The organism is Paenibacillus koleovorans NBRC 103111 (assembly GCF_004000845.1).
Classification (GTDB): Bacteria; Bacillota; Bacilli; order Paenibacillales; family NBRC-103111; genus Paenibacillus_AA; species Paenibacillus_AA koleovorans.
The window spans coordinates 53,096-70,751 of the sequence record NZ_BIMA01000012.1 but is presented as its reverse complement, the minus strand read 5'-3'; the positions used below and the strand labels follow the sequence as shown (position 1 = coordinate 70,751).

Sequence of the window (17,656 nt, the reverse complement as noted above, 5' to 3'; positions counted from 1 at the left end):
GAAAATCCGACCGGGTTTTTTGCATTTTCTAGTTGGAGGACGTCGATTCCGGTTGTCCGGCTGGAGCTCCCGCAGCTTGCGGAACGGCTTGAGCCGGCAGACGCAAGAGCGGCAAAATGAACAGAATGCCGATCAAGAACAGTACGGTCGCCGCTTCGAACATGACGACGAGACTCGTCGCTTTTTTCAACATACCCGCCAAGCTCATCGTGATGACCATCGAACCCATGAAAAGCGGATTCAGGATGCCGTTGACGCGGCCCACGAACGATCCCTCGGTATTTTGCAAAATCATCGTATTAATCCCGATCTGAATGCACGGCAATACCATCCCGCTGACGAATTCGGCTCCCAGTGTGAGAGGCAGGCTCGTGGACAGACCGCAGATCAGCAAGGCTATCGCACTGACGGACATGCCCAGCACGAGCAGCTTTTGGGGCGTTGCTTTTTTCGCTAGCGCCATAGTCAGCCCGCCGCCGAGAATCATACCGACGCCGTTGGCCATCATGAGCCACTGAAGGTTTTCCTTCGGCAAGTCGAGCCGTTCGGTGACGAGGAAGACGGTCAGCGGCTGGATGAGCCCCAGGGCGAACCCTGCAGCGGCGAAACAGCCTCCGAGCTTGAAGAGGATGTTGCTCCTCACTACATAGCGGAAGCCGTCGGCCATCTCTTGACGGAGCGTCGTCTTCGGCCTATCCGTCGCTTGCGCCGGGTCCGGCGGCAAGAATGTAAGCACGGCGGCCGATAAGATGAAGGCTACGCCCATAATGCCGATGGCGGTTTCAATCCCGAATGTCTGGTACACGAAGGTCCCTAGAATCGGACCGAGAATCATGAACAACGCGAACATCGTCTGATACATCGACATGCCTACCTGCATTTGCTCCGACGGGACGTGGATCTTGAACAGCTTCATACCGGCCGGCTGCGAGAACTGCGATAGAATCGAGGAGACTAGCGTCGCGAAGAAGACGACCTTCCAGTCGGCCATGAACAACGCCAGCATGACGGCGAAGATCGAGGCGGCGCTCAGGATGTCGCACCAGACCATCGTCCGCTTCGGCCGCCAGCGGTCGGCGAACGTGCCTCCGATGAACGAGAAAATGAAGATCGGCGCGAATTCGGCCACCGCGATCATGGAGACGGCGAACGGATCTTCGTTGGTCTGCTCCATAACGAACAGCAGAATCGCGTAATTGCGCACCCAGATGCCTATTTGCAGAAACAAGCCGGACAGCAGGATTGTACGGACGAACGGATTGCGCAGAAACGCTCCCATTGACGGTTGAGCAGGTTTCGTTTCTGTTGTGGTTGGTTTCATTGTTTACCCCCTTGCTCATTGGCGAAAAGATTGCGTTTCTAGTCTACGCCACCTCTTCCTCCGCTTCAAGGGAAATATTAGGTATGTCCGTTTTTCCCGGTGAGAGAACCGTCCTGGCGTACGGTCCTTCGGTTCATTCGGACTAGGAAGCACATCCGGATGACAACCGTCTCTCTAGTCCGACTTTTTCGGACTGCGAAACAAGCAAGGTTACTTGGAGGGTGGCCGGTTCTGTTGCATCTAAAGTTACTCTCAGCTCTGACCCCATCTTTCCAGCACAACACTGCCGTACCCAGCCAGTAACCATGCCTTTCTGCCAAGTTCCCCCATTCCCCCATTCCCCCATTCCCTGCCCCTGCCCTGCCCTTGCCCTGCCCTGCTCCCTACCTCCTTCACATTCACTACTCCCATGCAGTCCGACTTTTTCGGACTGCGTAGCGCCTGCGAGGTGTGAAGTCCTCCCTAGTCCGATTTCACCCACTTGCAAAGCCATTTTCGCGCACCCCCATCGGAAAAGCCTCTCCAATTCGGTTCATTCGGACTAGGGAGCACATCCGGATGACAACCGTCTCTCTAGTCCGACTTTTTCGGATTACGTAAACGTCTGGGTGCAATGGACCGCTTCCGGATCGGCTTTTCGCCCCCAACTAACCAACCTTACCCCGTAAACACGTCGGCCTCCGCCTCCGCTGCCTCCAGCGCCGCATCCTGCCGATGCACGACGAGATCGTGCCGCTCCACGCCGGTGATGCGATTGTCTCCGTCGACGAAGACGACGGTCGGCTGCAGCTTCTCGACCTCTTCCTCCGAGTACATGCCCATGCTCAAAATGATGACGATGTCGCCCGGCGCGAACAGATGGGCCGGCGGCCCGTTCAAACATATTTTACCCGATCCGACCGGAGCGGGAATCGCGTACGTTTTCCACCGGGTGGCGTTGCGCAGGCTCGTGATCTGCACCATCTCATACGGCATGATGTTGGCCTGCTGCATCAGCAGAGTGTCGATCGTGATGCTCCCCACGTAGTCGAGCCACGCCTCAGTCACGGTCGCCCGATGTATTTTCCCCTTGCACATCCATCTCTGCAAGACGTACAACTCCTTCCTCATTGCAAGCGTCTATCCATCTTATGACACCGCCCGGGTTTGTTGCTGGGCCGCCGCCCAATCCCGACTCGGTTCTAGGTCTTAGCCGTTCCCAACCAAAGGCGAATGTGTATGTTAATGGTGGAATGCTGGATAGGAGGCTACTCGATGGACAGATTCTACTTGCGATGTACTCGCTGCCACACAAAGAGGAAATTCGAGCTGACGGGTCGCTGCGCCTGCGGCGGCACGTTGCTCGTCCACTACGACCTCGAGCAGGTCGCGCATACCCTGAGCAGGGACGCGCTGAACAGCCGCATCGCCTCGATGTGGCGCTACCGGGAGCTGCTGCCCCTCGCCTCGTACGAGTCAATCGTAACGCTCGGCGAAGGCTGGACGCCGCTCATTCGGCTGCCCCGCCTCGAACGCCGGCTTGACCTGAGTGAAGTGCATGTCAAGCGCGAGGAGCAAAATCCGACCGGCAGCTTCAAGGCGAGAGGATTCTCCTCCACGATCTCCATGCTGCACGAATACGGCATTACCCGGGTCGCCGTCCCGTCCAACGGCAACGCCGCCTCCGCCATGGCCGCTTACGCCGCCAGAGCGGGCATGGAGGCGTACGTCATCGTGCCTCGGGACTGCCCGGGCATCATTATGGAAGAATGCCGACGTTACGGAGCAAGCACGTTCCAGGTGAACGGGCTTATTCATGATGCCGGCGCTATCATCGAACAAGGCAAAGCCGAGCAAGGCTGGTTCCACGCCGGGACGATGAAGGAGCCCGGCCGCGTGGAGGGCAAGAAGACGATGGGCCTGGAAGTCGCGGAGCAGCTCGACTGGAAGCTGCCCGACGTCATCATCTACCCGACAGGCGGAGGCTCCGGCATCGTCGGGCTGTGGAAGGCGTTCCGCGAGCTGGGGGAGCTCGGATGGCTGGCGGACCGCCGCCTGCCGAGACTCGTCAGCGTGCAGGAAGCCGGATGCGCCCCTCTCGTGTCGGCGCTGCGCGACGGCGGCTCCGTGCGCCCCGTGCCGGAGCCGGTCACGTCGTCGCCGACCGGACTGCGCGTGCCGAACCCGCCGGACGGCGACTTGATCGCCTCGATCCTGCGCGAGTCGGAAGGCACCGCCGTGGAAGTGACGACGGTCGAGATCGCCAGAGCCCAGCGGCAGTTCGGATTCGAGGGCCTCTCCTCCTCGTCCGAAAGCGCAGCGACGCTGGCGGCGCTGCTGCAGCTGCGAGAGAGCGGCTGGATCGCCGCTGGCGAATCCGTCGTGCTATTCCACACGTCGCATGCGGACAAATATTTGAACTGGAAGCCGTCGCCCGCACCTCCCGTGGTGAGCAGCTACGCGGAGCTGAGGCAATGGCTGTAGCTTCGCTAGCTCGATTTCGCCATGCGTCTGCTTCAGCTCGGAAACCCCTATCCCTGCCCGAATCCAGTCGAGCGGGGGCATTTTCTATCGGCCTCGAGTACGCTTTTTGCTAGATTCATGTTTATTTTCGATAGAAGGTGGCCATTCTAGTTACTAGCCATGCAACACAATTCTAGTAGCCAAGAATAGGAGGCTTCCCCATGCAACGTCTATCCCGGAAAGCAAATAAATGGTTTCTGCTTGTATTCATCGGTTACATCGGTTTCATCGCCTTGACCGTCCATGTGTACTCCAGCGGAACGGCGGCCTACGCGTATGAAGCCTCGTTCTATGACGATGCTTGCGGCTCTTATGAATGCGACCCCCAATACGCCGCCGAACGGCACTTTTACCAAGCGCCCGCACCTGTGCAGACACAGGAGCCTGAGCTCACCTCTCAGCCTATCGTCTATCAGGTCAATTCGGGAGACACGCTCTATCGAATCGCTAGAACGTTCGGAGTGACTGTGAACGACTTAACTGCCGTTAATGGCATCCAAGATGCCAACTCGCTAAAGATCGGCCAAGAGCTGGTTATTCCGAAAATGATCGACATGAGCATGCCAACCGGCTCCGCTCCGGTCGTCAGCAAAGTGCTCATGTCCACCTTGACGGCGTATACGGCAGGGGTCGAATCGACGGGCAAACGCCCCTCCGATCCCGGTTACGGCACTACATACAGCGGCAGCAGCGCGACGGAAGGCCGGACGATCGCCGTCGATCCCCGGGTCATTCCGATTGGAGCGACCGTCTTCATCGACGGCATCGGCGTCCGCAAAGCTGAGGACATCGGCTCCGCCATCCGCGGCGCGAGAATCGACGTCTTCATGAATGATCTGGGCGAAGCGCGGGAGTTCGGGATCAAACAAAACGTGCTGGTATACGTCCTAGCTTAACCTAGTCGCGACTATCGATCGAAACGAAACAAATCGGCGTCCGGACTCTGTCCCTCCACGATCCAATCGGCGATGAGCTTGGCCCCGATCATGCCGTACACGGTACCGTTCCCTCCGTAACCGAGCATGAAATAGCAGCGACCCGGAAAGCCGGCTTGGCGGCCGATCATCGGCATCCCGTCATGCGAGCTGCCGAGGGCGCCGCACCAGGCATACTCGGCGGTCACCTCGCCGAGTGCAGGGAACAGCCGCCGCATCGCCTCGAGCAGCAGCTCGCGCTTGCGCGGGAGCATGCGCTCGCATTCGCTGCGCAGGGTGAAGCTATCGTCGAGTCCGCCGACGAGGATGCGGTTGTCTGCGGTAGTACGCAGGTACAGATACGGCCTCGCCGTTTCCCAGATCAGACTGCGGGCGTGCCAGCCCTTGAACGCTTCGGCCGGCAACGAAGGCGTAGCGATCGCAAACGTGCTCGTCACCTCCGCGTTCGGCGTGCGCTTGATTTGCTGCGCCTCGCACCCTGCCGCACATACGGCATATTTCGCTCTGATCCGGTGGCGGCCTGTGTGGAAGACGAGCGCATCCCGGTCTTCTGCCTGACCGAACACTTCCGTATGGGTATAGATCCTCAGCCCACGATCCCGGGCCGCATCCAATAGTCCGTGCACGAACCGGTACGGGTCCAGTTCTGCGTCGTCGTGATAGTAGATGGCCCCTGGTTTGGAGAACGCGTAATGTTCGGTGATCCGGTCCTGGTCCCAAATGTCTACGGCGAACCCATGTTGCTTCAACGTCTCGTACTCTTCCCGCAGCGCCGGGAGATGATTGGCCTCGCTCGCGAAGTACAAGCTCGGCCGACGCACGAAATCAGCCCGGTCGGCCAGCCCCGCTGCGAGCCGTTCCAGTTCGTCCAACGCCTCCGCACAGCGTCGGTAAAACCGCAAGCCCCGCTCCTCGCCGAATGTCCGCATGCAGGCGGAGAGCGACTTGTCGTTCGAAAACTGGAGCAAGCCGATGTTGGCGGCGGTGCTTCCTTCCGCTATCCCGCGTTTGTCTACCAGAACCGTATCGACCTGCTGTTCCATCAAGAGCGAAGCGACCAGCGCCCCGCACATACCGCCTCCAATAACCAGCACGTCGCATTCCAGATCTTCCTCTAGTATCGGATAAGATCGAGGCGGTGGAGCGATCGCTTTCCACAGTGTGTTTTCCGAACAAATGTACATGAAGGATTGCCTCTTCCCCGGATGAAATGCCGATGCCGATCCCGGTCCAAATCCAATCTGATTTTGTCTATGTATGGCTCCATTTTCCCCGCGTACCCGCCGCTCTATCCATCGATTCGAGTAAAAACCGCTCCTCTTTGCCGAAAGTGAACGATCTGGGACTGGTCCCTTGGCTCAACTAAAAAACGGACCCCGGGCTGCCGCAAGCTGCTGCTCGCAGGCTCCCAAAGGATCCGCCACCACTCCTACATCAACATATGCTAAACGCCCGTCCGCTTTTTCTGGTTGTTCGGCTTCTTCGTCAACTGACTCTTCATCGTCTGGTTGCCGCTAAGGCCGTGCTTTTGCTTCTGCTGCTTCCCGTCGCCGGCTGCCTTTTTCTCCGCCAGCTTCCGCTTCGTCGCTTCGGCCAGCGAGATTTTGCGCGATTCATCCGTCACTTCACATTCTCCTCTTGAAATTGATTCTTCGTTCTTACTATTACCTGGGAGTATAAAAGTTTTGCGTGTAATAAATTTTCATGCTGCCGCCGAAGTACACCCCGACCCCCAGCCGTACCGTATCGCCCAGAATCGCCTCGCGATGCCCTTCATCCGAGTTCATCCAGCCGCTGTGCGCGAAGATGGCGCTCGTCTGGCCGGCTGCGATGTTCTCCGCCGCGCGGCTGTACAAGATGCCGTCCGCCCGCATCCGGTCGAACGGGCTTTGCCCGGCCAAGTTCTTGTGCGCGAAAAAGTCGTTGTCCGCCATATCCTTGCTATGCTTGCGCGCCGTGTCGGCTATTTTGTCGTCCCAGGTGTAGGCGCGTTTGCCGACACGGGCGCGGGCTACGTTCGCGAGGTCGAGCAGCTCCTTCTCGTACGCGATCCGCAGCTCCTCGCTGGGCGAGCCGTAATAACCCGGCTTGCTGTACTCTACACCCTTGTCGATCACCTGCATCGCCGTTACTTTTTTGTCGTCGTGCAGATCGATGAAGAACGTCACGAAGCTGCCGTTACGCTCGTAGGTCGGCTCCTTGTCCGTGTCCGACATACTGAACCGGGTGTTGCCCTTGGTCATGTACTTCATCGGCTCGCCGTAGGCGTTAGCCAGCTCCGTCCCGGTGCTGCCGGTGCGAATGCCGGTGTCGGTCGACCAGTTGACCGCATTCGAGAACAGCGCCACCACTTGGCCGTTCTGCATACCGATCTGGGCGTAGTTCGCGTAATCCGAATTGTAGATGTACCACTGGAAGCCGTATTCGCTCGCATCCTTGCGCTGCGGCTGCCCCAGCTTATTGACGACCGTGCTCTCGAAGTCGCCGATCGTCACGCCGCGCACGGCGAAGGACACCTGCGGCCCGCTGTCCGCGGGATTGCCCGGAGGCGCCGCTGACAAGGTGAGCTTCTTGTTCACCAGGTTGCGGATGAACTGGAGCGACTCGGCGCGCGTCAGCGTATCGTACTTGCCGAACCCTTCGACGGTGGCCGCTGTCTTGCCCTGCGCCAGTCCATGCAGCAGCAGGAACTCGATCGCGCCGTCCACCGGCAGCGACTGCGCTTGAGTCGCGGCGATTAGGCGCGCGGCCTCGCCCCGGGAGTAAGGCTCGTTCGCGAGCGCCGGCACGACCGGCCAGTTCTGCCCGGCCGCGTACGTGAAGTAGATGCCGTACCAGGGGCTCAGCGACTCCGCATAGCCGGAGTTCGTCACCGGGAACGCGCGCAACAGCAGCGCGAGGAACTCCGCCTCCGTCACGACGCGGTCCGGACGGAACGTCCCGTCCTCATAGCCGTTGACAATCTTGTTCGCGACGCCCCAGCCGATCGCTTCCTGCGCCCAATGCCGGTCCGTGTCGCTGAATTTGACCAGCGAGGAGGATGCCCCCGACGTTTCCGCCGCCCCAACCTCGGAAGGCGACAGCCATGCGGCATTTCCGATTCCAAGCACTATTAGCAGCCCCAGCAGGAGCCATTTTCTAATGTCCCATGTTCCCACTTTCATCGCATTCAACCTTCCCTTCATGCCATCGTTCGACAACGTGCTGTCGGGATACATTTCGCAAGAGCTTCGTTCTTTCGGGGGATACCGTCTGTGCCTGTGCAGTGACTTCTTAGTAGAAGAAATTCGACATGCGCGAATCGGTTCCTGTCAAGCAGACGAAAAAAAGCGCCCTTCCCCTTTCGGCGGATAGACGCTTCCAGCACCCTTTTCAGAACAATGTCCTCCAGCTACGGCTTCAAAATCATAAAAATAAATAACAGCGTCCCCATGCCGGATGCCAGGTAGAACAGCCCGTTCACCCGATGCAGCAGCAGCTTCGGCTCCTCCGGCAAGCTGTCCTGGACGTTCTTGTTCGCGGGATCGCTCAGCCAAGCGGCCAGTTTCCTGGCGGGAGGCGTGGCGAGGCCGATGACGACAATCTGGATCAGGATGTACAAGATGAGCGACCCCAACAACCATACCTGTGTGAAGGGACCATAATAGTCGTTCAGAAAAAACAGCAGCAGGCCGCTCAAGACGGCAATCGAACCTCCGATTTTCGGGAAAAATTCCAGCATCGCCATCAGCTTCACCGACACTCGCAACTCATTCGCCGTCTGCTTCTTCCGGTACAACACATGGCCGAAAAACGTCGGGCCTACCCCGATTATAGCCGACAACACATGGAGCAACACCAAATATTTCATACCCGCAGCCTCCGATTCAATTTCTGGGACTTCATACCTATTCACATCAAATATGTATTCGAAAATCAGGAACAATTTCCTCCTCCGGGTCAAAAATATTGGGGCACACTAGGTTGGCATGAACAAAGGCATGAACGATGAAGAAGGAATGATGAAGAAGGAGGCAAAACGATGAGTGAACATTCCGATCGCGCGATGAATCCGATTTCCGGCGAATCTGTGGAAATCACCGGCGTATATTCGAATGAGTGGGGACGGGAGCAGTACTATGCGAAAGGGCAGGTGTTCGATCACGACCCGATGCTGGGCGAAACCGCATGGCAGCTGGTCCGGTACGAGGTAGATACGACTACGAGCGAAACCGAGCATCCGCATATGAATCGGCTTGTGCCGGAGCATACGAAGCATGACTCCCCGAGAGGCCATATCGACCGCGGAGACAAATAAATTTTTGGACGGAGCTTCCCGAACGGCAACTACTTGCAACATTAGAAGCCGCCCCCTCGTCTGTGCCTGCAAAGGGCCGATTAGGGGGTTTTGGGCATGCGGGTGATTTCGAGAACAGGGATGGAAACGGGAGCGAGGGTGAGAACGAGTCATTCCTTGTGGAAAACAGGGCTGGCAGGATTGCTGATCGCAGCAGTAGTCGGGGGGTGCGGCATTGTGCCGGGACAAAACGGGAAAGACAAGAAAAGCCAGGCGCGCTACGCAGCGGCGGACGTGGATCGACAGCTCGTTCAAGGCTACAACGCGTTCGGCTTCGAGTTGCTTGGAAAGCTGGAGGAAAACGGCAAACAGGGGAATGTGTTTATATCCCCGTCCAGCGCCGCGTTCGCCCTGTCGATGCTGATGAACGGAGCGGTCGGCTCGACGCGAGACGAAATCGCCAAGTTGCTGCACGTCCAGGACCGGTCGGCTGACGAGGCGAACCGCGGGGCTGACATACTGCGCGATGTGCTGCTTCATGCGGACGACAAGGTAGAGGTTTCGGTGGCGAATTCGCTCTGGGCGCGCAAAGGGATCGTGTTCCACGATGCATTTCTGAAAACGAATTTGGACTACTACAAGGCCCGAACAACCGTCCTCGATTTCGCCAGCCCAAAGGCCGCGGATACGATCAACCTCTGGGTGAGCGACGAAACTCGCGGCAAAATCAAAACCATCGTAGACAACCCGATTAACTCGGACACCATTATGTTCCTGATCAATGCCGTCTACTTCAAAGGGTCCTGGACGACGCCTTTCCAAGCTGCAGCGACGATGGAGAAGCCGTTTCGGCTGGAGGACGCCAAGGAGAAGCAAGCTCCGTTCATGCGCCGCGGCGGCTCGTACCTGTATGCCAAACAGGATGGCTATCAAGCCGTTCGGCTTCCCTACGGCGGCGGAAACTACGGCATGGTGCTGCTGCTGCCGGACGAAGGCGTCGGTCCGGCGGCGCTTGGCAAGAAGCTGGCGGGAGGCGAATGGGAGCGGATGAAAGCGGCGCTTCAGTCGAAGCCCGGCGAAGTATTGCTGCCGCGGTTCAAGCTGGAGTACGAGGCGGGTCTGAACGATGCGCTTCAGGCGCTGGGCATGCAGAAGGCGTTCAAGGAAGGCCAGGCGGAGTTCGGGGCTATGGCTCAGCCGCCGGTGGAAGCTTTCGTCTCGAAGGTCAAGCAGAAGACGTATCTGAACGTCGACGAGACCGGCAGCGAGGCGGCGGCGGTTACCGTTATCGAACTCTTAGCCGGATCGGCACAGGTCAACCCGGACGCTCCGTTCCGCATGGAGCTGAATCGCCCGTTCCTCGTCGCGATCGAGGAGCGGACTACCGGAACGGTGCTGTTCGTCGGCGCGGTGTACGATCCTGTGGGACCATAAATTTGATTGATTTACCTTCACTAACCCCAAACGGCCCGCCGGTTGCATGCACCGGCGGGCCGTTCTGAGCTGGATATGCTATTCGTTCTGGGAGTGCTCCACATGGTTCAAGTACTCGTTCTGCGTGCTGTCGCCCGTCGGATTGGAATTCTTGATCACGCTCTTCCGCCCGTTGCGCAGCTCGCCGATCGAGTTCGTCTGCGGCGTCTGCTTGTCGTCCGGCTGGGCATCGTGGGTGCTGTTGTTGTATTTGTTTGACATGCGGCCCGCTCCTTTGCTCTTGTTGTACATTGGCACTGGAGTAGTATACGCCTGTCCGCTTGCGAGCATGCACCCAACCCCCTCATTCCGCCGGCTCGCAGCTGCATTAAAGCGGCTTCAGCGCAAGCGTCGCACGGGAATCCAGCTCCCGAACCATCGCGTACCAGGCTTCCGGCTTCGGCTCCAGCACGGCATAATACTTGCGGAGGAAGCGAACGACGAGCTCGGCCGACAGCTCTTGCCGGTTCTCGTCGTAAGCGAGGAAGCACAGATCGAGCTCGTGCACGCCTTCCCCGTCCTGCTGCCAGGACGGATGCACATACGGGAAGTCCAGACGGCGATAGCCCAGATGGGACAGCACTTCGCGCCGAACGAACGGATTCATCGGCTTGACTCCGCCGAAACCGTGATCTTCGACCAAGTAAGGATTGTAGATCTCAGCGAACATGCCGGTCAACACACCTCCGCTCGATTCGACAATGCGGAACAAGTCCTGCTGGCGGCGCTTGGCCAGGAACGCTCCGATGCCTAGCCCCTCGCGGCCGATGATCGTGAAGTCCGTCATCGCGACTTGCAGGTCCGGGTAGTAGCGGTACTCGGTGGCGCCTACAACCTCGCCTTCGTGAACCGCGACGAACACCCGAATGCTCGGATCCTGCAGCGGCTCGGCCCAGGCGCTAGCCTCGAGCACTTCCTCGGCGGGGAACACTTGCCCCATCAGCTTGTGCATGGCGGCGAAGTTCGGATCGTCGATCCGTGTAATTTGTACGTATTCCATGAGAATCCCTCTTTCTGTCGATAGATTGTCACAGGCTTGACATGGCTTTTGCGGCGAAACGAACGATACAATGAAAACTAGATGGATAGACTGACATCATCTATTGTTCGCCAAGTTGAAAGGATGCTGACGAGATGCCTCACACGTCTACTCGATTGCTGCATGAAGCGGAGACTTTTATCCGCACAGCATACACGGAATGGGGCCGAACGGACGAGATCGGCTCGCGGCTGCGCGAAATCGCCTCCGACATCGGCCTCCTCGGACGGTACGAGCATACCCGGGAGGAAGCCGAGTACGGTGCGCGCCTCGCATGGCGCAACAGCAACCGCTGTATCGGGCGGCTGTTCTGGCGGTCGCTTCGGCTACTCGACTTCCGCCAGCTGTCTCGCGAAGAAGACATATATGAGGCGCTCCTGCAGCATATCGACTTCGCGACGAATAAGGGCAACATCCTCCCTACGCTCAGCCTTTTCGCCGCAGACACGGAAGGGTCCGAGCATCGGGTGCGGCTCTGGAACCACCAGTTGATCCGCTATGCGGGCTACGTAACCGAGAACGGCGTGATCGGCGATCCCGCCTCCATTCGCCTCACCCGAGCGGCCGAGCAGCTCGGCTGGCGAGGGGCCGGCACCGCCTTCGACGTATTGCCGTTGATCGTCCAGATCGGAACTCGGAAGCCGAGATGGTTTCCGATTCCGCAGGAGCTCGTCCTGGAGGTGCCGCTCCACCATCCCGAGCTGGACTGGTTCGCGTCGCTCGGGCTGCGCTGGTACACCGTGCCGATGATTGCGGACATGCGACTCGAAATCGGAGGCATCCACTACCCGTGCGCACCGTTCAACGGCTGGTACATGGGTACGGAGATCGGGGCGCGCAACCTCGCGGACGCGGACCGCTACAACATGCTGCCGATTGTCGCGGCACGGATGGGCCTCGATACGTCCACGAACGTCAGCCTGTGGAAGGATCGGGCGCTGCTCGAGCTGAACGCCAGCGTGCTGCACTCGTTCAAGTCGGCCGGCGTCAGCATCGTGGACCATCACACGGCCTCCGAGCAGTTGATGCGCTTCGAGCAGCAGGAGCGTCAAGCGGGACGGGCCGTCACAGGGGACTGGACTTGGCTCATCCCGCCCGTCTCGCCGGCAACCACGCCGGTGTGGGGACATGCGTACGCGAACGAAATCGTGAAGCCGAATTTTTTCGCGCCTACAGACTCCCCCTATTAGCCATTACCGATCCGAAGATCGTTCCCGCTCGCCCAGTCGGCGCACGACCGTCTCCAGCTCCTCGGGCTGCAGCAGCTCGATCGGCGAGAAGCCTTTGTCGAACTGGAACGCATCGCCCTCGAGCAGCACCACATACCGGCCTTGATGGCGGGCGATGTGCAGGCTGACGCCGAATTCGGCCAGCTTCGTCTTGATCGTTGTCCCATCGAGCTTGAATTTCAGGTCAAGGTCGGGCAGCTCATCGATTAACCGCGAAGAGGCGTCGATCACCTGCTCGGGGCTCCATTTCTGCTGCAGATCGCGCTTCTCGCTCGCCGCCCAGAACTCGAGCTCCTTCTCCTCCCGTTCCCGTTGCTCCGCATAATAATACGGTACATCCTTGTAGCGGGCCGGAGCAGCCGTTGTATCGGCGGTCTCGTGCAGCGCAGGCTCCGGTGACATGGCACCGGCACCCCCGTCGGCGCCCGCAGCGGTTAACGAAGAATCGGCGCTAAACACGCCTCCCCCCTGCCACTTCGTCTCCATATACTCCTGCACCATATCCATCACCTGATGGCTGATCAGCTCCGGCATCGATTTCTCGTACGTGACGAACTTAAGGAAATCCTCGAAATACCGGGCATGAGAAGCCTGATGGACTTTCAGCTCCCATAGCTCGAGCATCCCCTCCTCCGGCATGTGCGGGTATTGGATCGACTTCATATTTTTCGCGCTGATCGCCATCTCCACGGCATTCACTAGCGTGTGCTCATCGGCAATCCTGGCGATTTTCTGCTCGAAGTCGCATTTCATGACGAACACGAACGGCTCCTCCGTCACATACGGCGCCTGGGCTTGCGCCACGATCAGCGCCCCGCCGCGCACCGAATTGGTGCCCATGTACATCCGCACGAGCTCGTCGGCATAGCCGAAAAAATGCTGTTTGTCCGTCTCGGTCCGCAGCCGGTGGAACAACGCGGCATTCGGGTTGCTCGCAAGGTCGTACCCCGGCTCGACGATGAAGCGGCCGATCTTCGTAGGCGCATGCTCTGAATTCGGGTGCTTTTCGACCTTGCGCTTGCTGATGCGGGCGAACTCCCCGTCGAGGAAATGCTTGATCTCGCTCCCCGCATAGGCGTCCCGGTCCATCGTCTGGTAATGCTTGAAGAACTTGTCCGTTCCTTCGGTCTGAATGACGAAAAAAGATAAATAACGAATCGTAAATTCCATCGTATGAAGACTCCTTGGCTAGTTATCGCTGTTGTCTACTTTAACGGAAAAAGGGCGGTTCGACAACCGTCGTCCGGCGAATCCTATAGAGGTCGGCGGACGGTTCGCCTGTAGTCAAATTATCCGTTGACGGCCCGCCCCGAATCGGGTAATGTACTCTAATCGGAAGCTCGGCCAGAAAGGATGGTTCACAGCAATGAAAGGCATCAACATCCCGCTAAGCGAATATGTCAGACTGCTCTACAGCTATCTCAGGCCGCAATGGCGCAGCATGCTGCTGCTCACCGTCCTGCTCGTGGCTTCGCTCGCCATGCAGCTGATCAACCCTCAGATCATTCGGTACTTTCTCGATACGGCGCAATCCGAATCCCGGCTGCAGCCCCTCTTGATCGCAGCTGGACTGTTCATCGGCGTGTCGCTTGTGCTCCAAGTCGTGACGGTTATAGCCGCCTATATCGGCGAGAACGTCGGCTGGGTGGCGACCAACAAGCTGCGCGGCGACGTGGCCGCCCATTGCATGAGCCTCGACTTGTCGTTTCATAAATCGCATACGGCAGGCGCCATTATCGAAAGAGTCGACGGCGACATCAACGCGCTGGCCAACTTTTTCTCCAACTTCGTCATTACCCTGATGAGCAACGCCTTTCTAGTAGTCGGTATTCTCGTCCTGCTGTTTCTCGAAGGCTGGGTGATCGGCGGCGCGATGACTATTTTCGTTATTGCCGCCATTCTCGCCATCAATTACATACGCAAATTCGCCGTCCCTTTCTGGAGCAAGCATCGTCAGATGAGCGCTGAATTTTACGGCTTCCTGGGCGAGCATCTCGAAGGGACGGAAGACACTCGCGCGAACGGAGCGACGGCTTATGTCATGCACAAGTTCCATCTGCTCATTCGCAAATGGCTGCCGATCCGCATGCGCGCCTTTTTCGGCTGGGGCTACATGTGGATCTCGACGATCATCGTCTTCGCCATCGGCAACGCGATTGCCTTCGCCGTCAGCTACTCGATGTGGAAGGCCGGCTCCATCACGCTTGGGACGGTGTACATGATTTTCTACTATACTGAGCTGATGGCCAAGCCGATCGAGAAAATCCGCACGCAGATGGAGGATCTGCAGAAGGCGGACGCCAGCATCGTACGCGTGCGCGAGCTGCTCGAGACGAAGTCAGCCATCCCGGACGACGGGCCGGGTACGCCGCTGCCGGCAGGACCTCTGTCCGTGCAGTTCAATCGCGTCTCCTTCGGCTACGAGGAAGGCATCCGGAACTTGCATGAGCTGCAGTTCCGCGTCCAGCCGGGGCAGGTGCTCGGCGTGCTGGGCCGGACCGGCAGCGGTAAGTCGACGCTCGCGCGCCTGCTGCTGCGCTTCTATGATGTGCAAGAGGGGGCGATTCTGCTCGGCGACGTGCCGATCCGCGACGCCCGGCTCAAGCAATTGCGCCAACGGGTGACGCTCGTCACGCAGAACATCGAGATTTTCCAAGGGACCGTGAGGGACAACTTGACGTTCTTCGATGAGTCGATCGAAGATGCGAGAATCGTCCGGGTGCTTGAGGAGCTTGGCTTGGCTGGCTGGTTCCACTCGCTGCCGAACGGGCTCGAGGCGCAGCTGGAATCGTTCGGCGGCGGGCTGTCCGCCGGCGAAGCGCAGCTGCTCGCCTTCGCCCGCGTCTTCCTGACCGACCCGGGGCTGGTCGTGCTCGACGAGGCTTCCTCGCGGCTCGATCCGGCGACGGAGATGAAGATGGAAGCCGCCATCGGGCGGCTGCTGCGCGACCGGACCTGCATCATCATCGCGCACCGCCTCGCGACGGTTCAGCGGGCGGACGCCATCCTTATTCTGGAGGAGGGGCGCATCGCCGAGTTCGGCAAACGCACCGAGCTGGCGGCGAATCCGGATTCCCGGTACAGCCGCATCTTGGCCGCGGGAATGGAGGAGATGCTCGTATGACGACGTTCCAGTTCTTATGGCGCACCATTCGCTATCGGGGCGGCATGTATGCGATGAATGCGACCGCCTGGTCGCTCATTTACTTGGCTCCGATCGTACCGGGGTTGATCACGAAGGAGTTTTTCGACTTGCTCTCCGGCGAGGCGGCGGCCGGTTTGGGCGTCTGGTCGCTGGTGGCGTTGCTGCTGGCCGCCGCACTCGGGCGTTCGGCGCTCATCCTCGTCGGCTTCGTCACCGACGTGCAGTTCCGCGCCCGCATCGGAGGTTTCCTGCGGCGCAACATGCTGAGCCATATTCTGAAGGAGCCCGGCGCCAGAGCGATTCCGGTTTCGCCGGGCGAGGCGATCAGCAACTTCCGCGACGATGTCGACCAGATGGAGGAGACGACGTCGTGGTCGGTCGACGCCTTCGGCATGACGGTGTTCGCCGCCGCCTCCTTCTTCATCCTGCTGCGGATCGACGTGACGCTGACGCTGCTCGTCTTCGTCCCGCTCGTTGTTGTCGTCACGGCGGCGCAGCTGTCCACGGCCATGCTGCAGAAGTACCGGGCGATGAGCCGCGAAGCGACGAGCCAGGTGACCGGCGCGATCGCCGAGATGTTCGGCTCCGTGCAGGCGATTCAGGTCGCCGGCGCCGAGGACCGCGTCATCGGCCGGTTCCGCCGGCTGAACGACACCCGCCGCAGCGCGATGCTGAAGGATAAGCTGATGAACCAGCTGCTCGAGTCCGTGTTCTCCAATACGGTCAACATCGGCACCGGCCTCATCCTGCTGCTCGGCGCCAAGTCGATGCAGCGCGGCGACTTCACCGTGGGCGACTTCGCGCTGTTCGTCTATTACTTGAACTTCGTGACGCAGTTCATTCAGAACTTCGGTAAGTTTCTGACCCTCTTCAAGCAGAGCGAAGTGTCCAAACAGCGGATGGCCGAGCTGATGCAGCATGCGCCGGCGTCGAAGCTCGTCGAGCCGCATCCGCTCTACCTGCGCGGCGCCATGCCGCCGCTGGAGCAGCCGGTACGGACGCCGGACGATCGGCTCGATCGGCTCGAGGTGAACGGCCTGACGTACCGTTATCCCGAGAACGGCCGAGGCATCGAGGGCATTGACCTGCGGCTGCCCCGCCACTCGTTCACCGTCGTGACGGGGCGCATCGGGTCCGGCAAGACGACGCTCGTCCGGACGCTGCTCGGGCTGCTCCCGAAGGATGCGGGAGCGATCGCCTGGAACGGCCGGGAGGTCGCCGACGCCGGCAGCTTCTTCGTGCCGCCGCGCAGCGCGTACACCCCGCAGGTGCCGCGGCTCTACAGCGACACTTGGAAACGCAATGTGCTGCTCGGCGAGGAGGAGTCGCCGGAGCGGCTCGCGACGTCGATCCGGGCCGCGGTGATGGAGGAAGACATCGCCATGCTCCCGAACGGGCTCGAGACGATGATCGGGCCGCGGGGCGTCAAGCTGTCCGGCGGCCAGGCGCAGCGGACGGCGGCGGCCCGGATGTTCGTCCGCGGCGCGGAGCTGCTCGTCTTCGACGACTTGTCGAGCGCGCTCGACGTCGAGACCGAGCGCAAGCTGTGGGAGCGCCTCTTCGAGCGCCGCGAGGCAACATGTCTCGTCGTCTCCCATCGCAAAGCGGCGCTCGCCTACGCCGACCATATCATCGTTCTGAAAGACGGACGCGTCGAAGCGGAAGGCAAGCTCGATGAGCTGCTTGTCGCCAGCGACGAGATGCGACGCCTCTGGGAGGGCGACGCGGAATAACCA

General features: G+C 59.7%; 16 protein-coding genes. 7 read left to right on the top strand and 9 right to left on the bottom strand.

Translation table 11 applies throughout. The features are described 5' to 3' along the window. Positions 1–28: 28 nt before the first annotated feature. Together PKO02S_RS06150 and panD are read right to left on the bottom strand one after the other, a co-directional pair. Positions 29–1,321, bottom strand: a complete 1,293-nt coding sequence (locus tag PKO02S_RS06150; protein ID WP_373865195.1) for an MFS transporter — start codon at positions 1,319–1,321, stop codon at positions 29–31. A gap of 657 nt (positions 1,322–1,978) precedes the next feature. Further along, the gene (gene panD / locus PKO02S_RS06145; protein ID WP_127580224.1) at positions 1,979–2,410 is read right to left on the bottom strand and encodes an aspartate 1-decarboxylase; all 432 of its coding nucleotides are present in this window, start codon (positions 2,408–2,410) and stop codon (positions 1,979–1,981) included. A gap of 165 nt (positions 2,411–2,575) precedes the next feature. Between panD and PKO02S_RS06140 the strand changes: the two genes are divergently transcribed. Beyond that, on the top strand, positions 2,576–3,784 hold the full coding sequence (locus PKO02S_RS06140) for a threonine synthase (protein ID WP_127580223.1): 1,209 nt from the start codon (positions 2,576–2,578) through the stop codon (positions 3,782–3,784). Between the two features lie 200 nt (positions 3,785–3,984). Beyond that, a complete protein-coding gene (locus PKO02S_RS06135; RefSeq protein WP_127580222.1) occupies positions 3,985–4,719 on the top strand; it encodes a 3D domain-containing protein in 735 nt (244 codons plus the stop codon). Between the two features lie 11 nt (positions 4,720–4,730). Here the strand turns inward: PKO02S_RS06135 and PKO02S_RS06130 are convergent, their stop codons facing one another. From PKO02S_RS06130 to PKO02S_RS06115, 4 genes are all read right to left on the bottom strand, one after another. After that, complete coding sequence (locus PKO02S_RS06130; RefSeq protein WP_127580221.1) at positions 4,731–5,942, bottom strand: NAD(P)/FAD-dependent oxidoreductase; 1,212 nt, start codon at positions 5,940–5,942, stop codon at positions 4,731–4,733. 260 nt (positions 5,943–6,202) lie between these two features. After that, a complete protein-coding gene (locus PKO02S_RS06125; protein ID WP_174819881.1) occupies positions 6,203–6,382 on the bottom strand; it encodes a hypothetical protein in 180 nt (59 codons plus the stop codon). Between the two features lie 40 nt (positions 6,383–6,422). After that, the gene (locus PKO02S_RS06120) at positions 6,423–7,922 is read right to left on the bottom strand and encodes a CAP-associated domain-containing protein (RefSeq protein WP_164821318.1); all 1,500 of its coding nucleotides are present in this window, start codon (positions 7,920–7,922) and stop codon (positions 6,423–6,425) included. A 227-nt stretch (positions 7,923–8,149) separates the two neighbouring features. Beyond that, a complete protein-coding gene (locus tag PKO02S_RS06115) occupies positions 8,150–8,608 on the bottom strand; it encodes a DUF2269 family protein (RefSeq protein ID WP_127580218.1) in 459 nt (152 codons plus the stop codon). A 171-nt stretch (positions 8,609–8,779) separates the two neighbouring features. Here PKO02S_RS06115 and PKO02S_RS06110 point away from each other — a divergent pair, with 171 nt between their 5' ends. Both PKO02S_RS06110 and PKO02S_RS06105 read left to right on the top strand, forming a co-directional pair. Next, on the top strand, positions 8,780–9,055 hold the full coding sequence (locus PKO02S_RS06110; RefSeq protein ID WP_127580217.1) for a hypothetical protein: 276 nt from the start codon (positions 8,780–8,782) through the stop codon (positions 9,053–9,055). Positions 9,056–9,151: 96 nt separating this feature from the next. Next, positions 9,152–10,468: a serpin family protein gene (locus PKO02S_RS06105; protein WP_127580216.1), complete on the top strand. Its 1,317-nt coding sequence runs from the start codon at positions 9,152–9,154 to the stop codon at positions 10,466–10,468. Positions 10,469–10,546: 78 nt separating this feature from the next. Here PKO02S_RS06105 and PKO02S_RS06100 read toward each other — a convergent pair whose 3' ends face one another. Together PKO02S_RS06100 and PKO02S_RS06095 are read right to left on the bottom strand one after the other, a co-directional pair. Then, positions 10,547–10,729 carry a hypothetical protein gene (locus PKO02S_RS06100; protein WP_127580215.1) on the bottom strand — a complete coding sequence of 61 codons (183 nt, stop codon included), beginning with the start codon at positions 10,727–10,729 and terminating at the stop codon, positions 10,547–10,549. Positions 10,730–10,835: 106 nt separating this feature from the next. Further along, positions 10,836–11,507, bottom strand: coding sequence for a GNAT family N-acetyltransferase (locus tag PKO02S_RS06095; RefSeq protein ID WP_127580214.1), 672 nt, complete (start codon positions 11,505–11,507; stop codon positions 10,836–10,838). 134 nt (positions 11,508–11,641) lie between these two features. Here PKO02S_RS06095 and PKO02S_RS06090 point away from each other — a divergent pair, with 134 nt between their 5' ends. Beyond that, positions 11,642–12,736: a nitric oxide synthase oxygenase gene (locus PKO02S_RS06090; protein ID WP_127580213.1), complete on the top strand. Its 1,095-nt coding sequence runs from the start codon at positions 11,642–11,644 to the stop codon at positions 12,734–12,736. A 3-nt stretch (positions 12,737–12,739) separates the two neighbouring features. On the opposite strand, the gene PKO02S_RS06085 is transcribed toward PKO02S_RS06090, so the two are convergent. Further along, positions 12,740–13,945, bottom strand: coding sequence for a DUF3900 domain-containing protein (locus tag PKO02S_RS06085; RefSeq protein WP_127580212.1), 1,206 nt, complete (start codon positions 13,943–13,945; stop codon positions 12,740–12,742). Between the two features lie 196 nt (positions 13,946–14,141). Between PKO02S_RS06085 and PKO02S_RS06080 the strand changes: the two genes are divergently transcribed. Both PKO02S_RS06080 and PKO02S_RS06075 read left to right on the top strand, forming a co-directional pair. After that, a complete protein-coding gene (locus PKO02S_RS06080) occupies positions 14,142–15,899 on the top strand; it encodes an ABC transporter ATP-binding protein (protein ID WP_127580211.1) in 1,758 nt (585 codons plus the stop codon). Next, a complete protein-coding gene (locus PKO02S_RS06075) occupies positions 15,896–17,653 on the top strand; it encodes an ABC transporter ATP-binding protein (RefSeq protein ID WP_127580210.1) in 1,758 nt (585 codons plus the stop codon). The genes PKO02S_RS06080 and PKO02S_RS06075 overlap by 4 nt, the downstream gene beginning before the upstream one ends. Positions 17,654–17,656 lie beyond the last annotated feature (3 nt).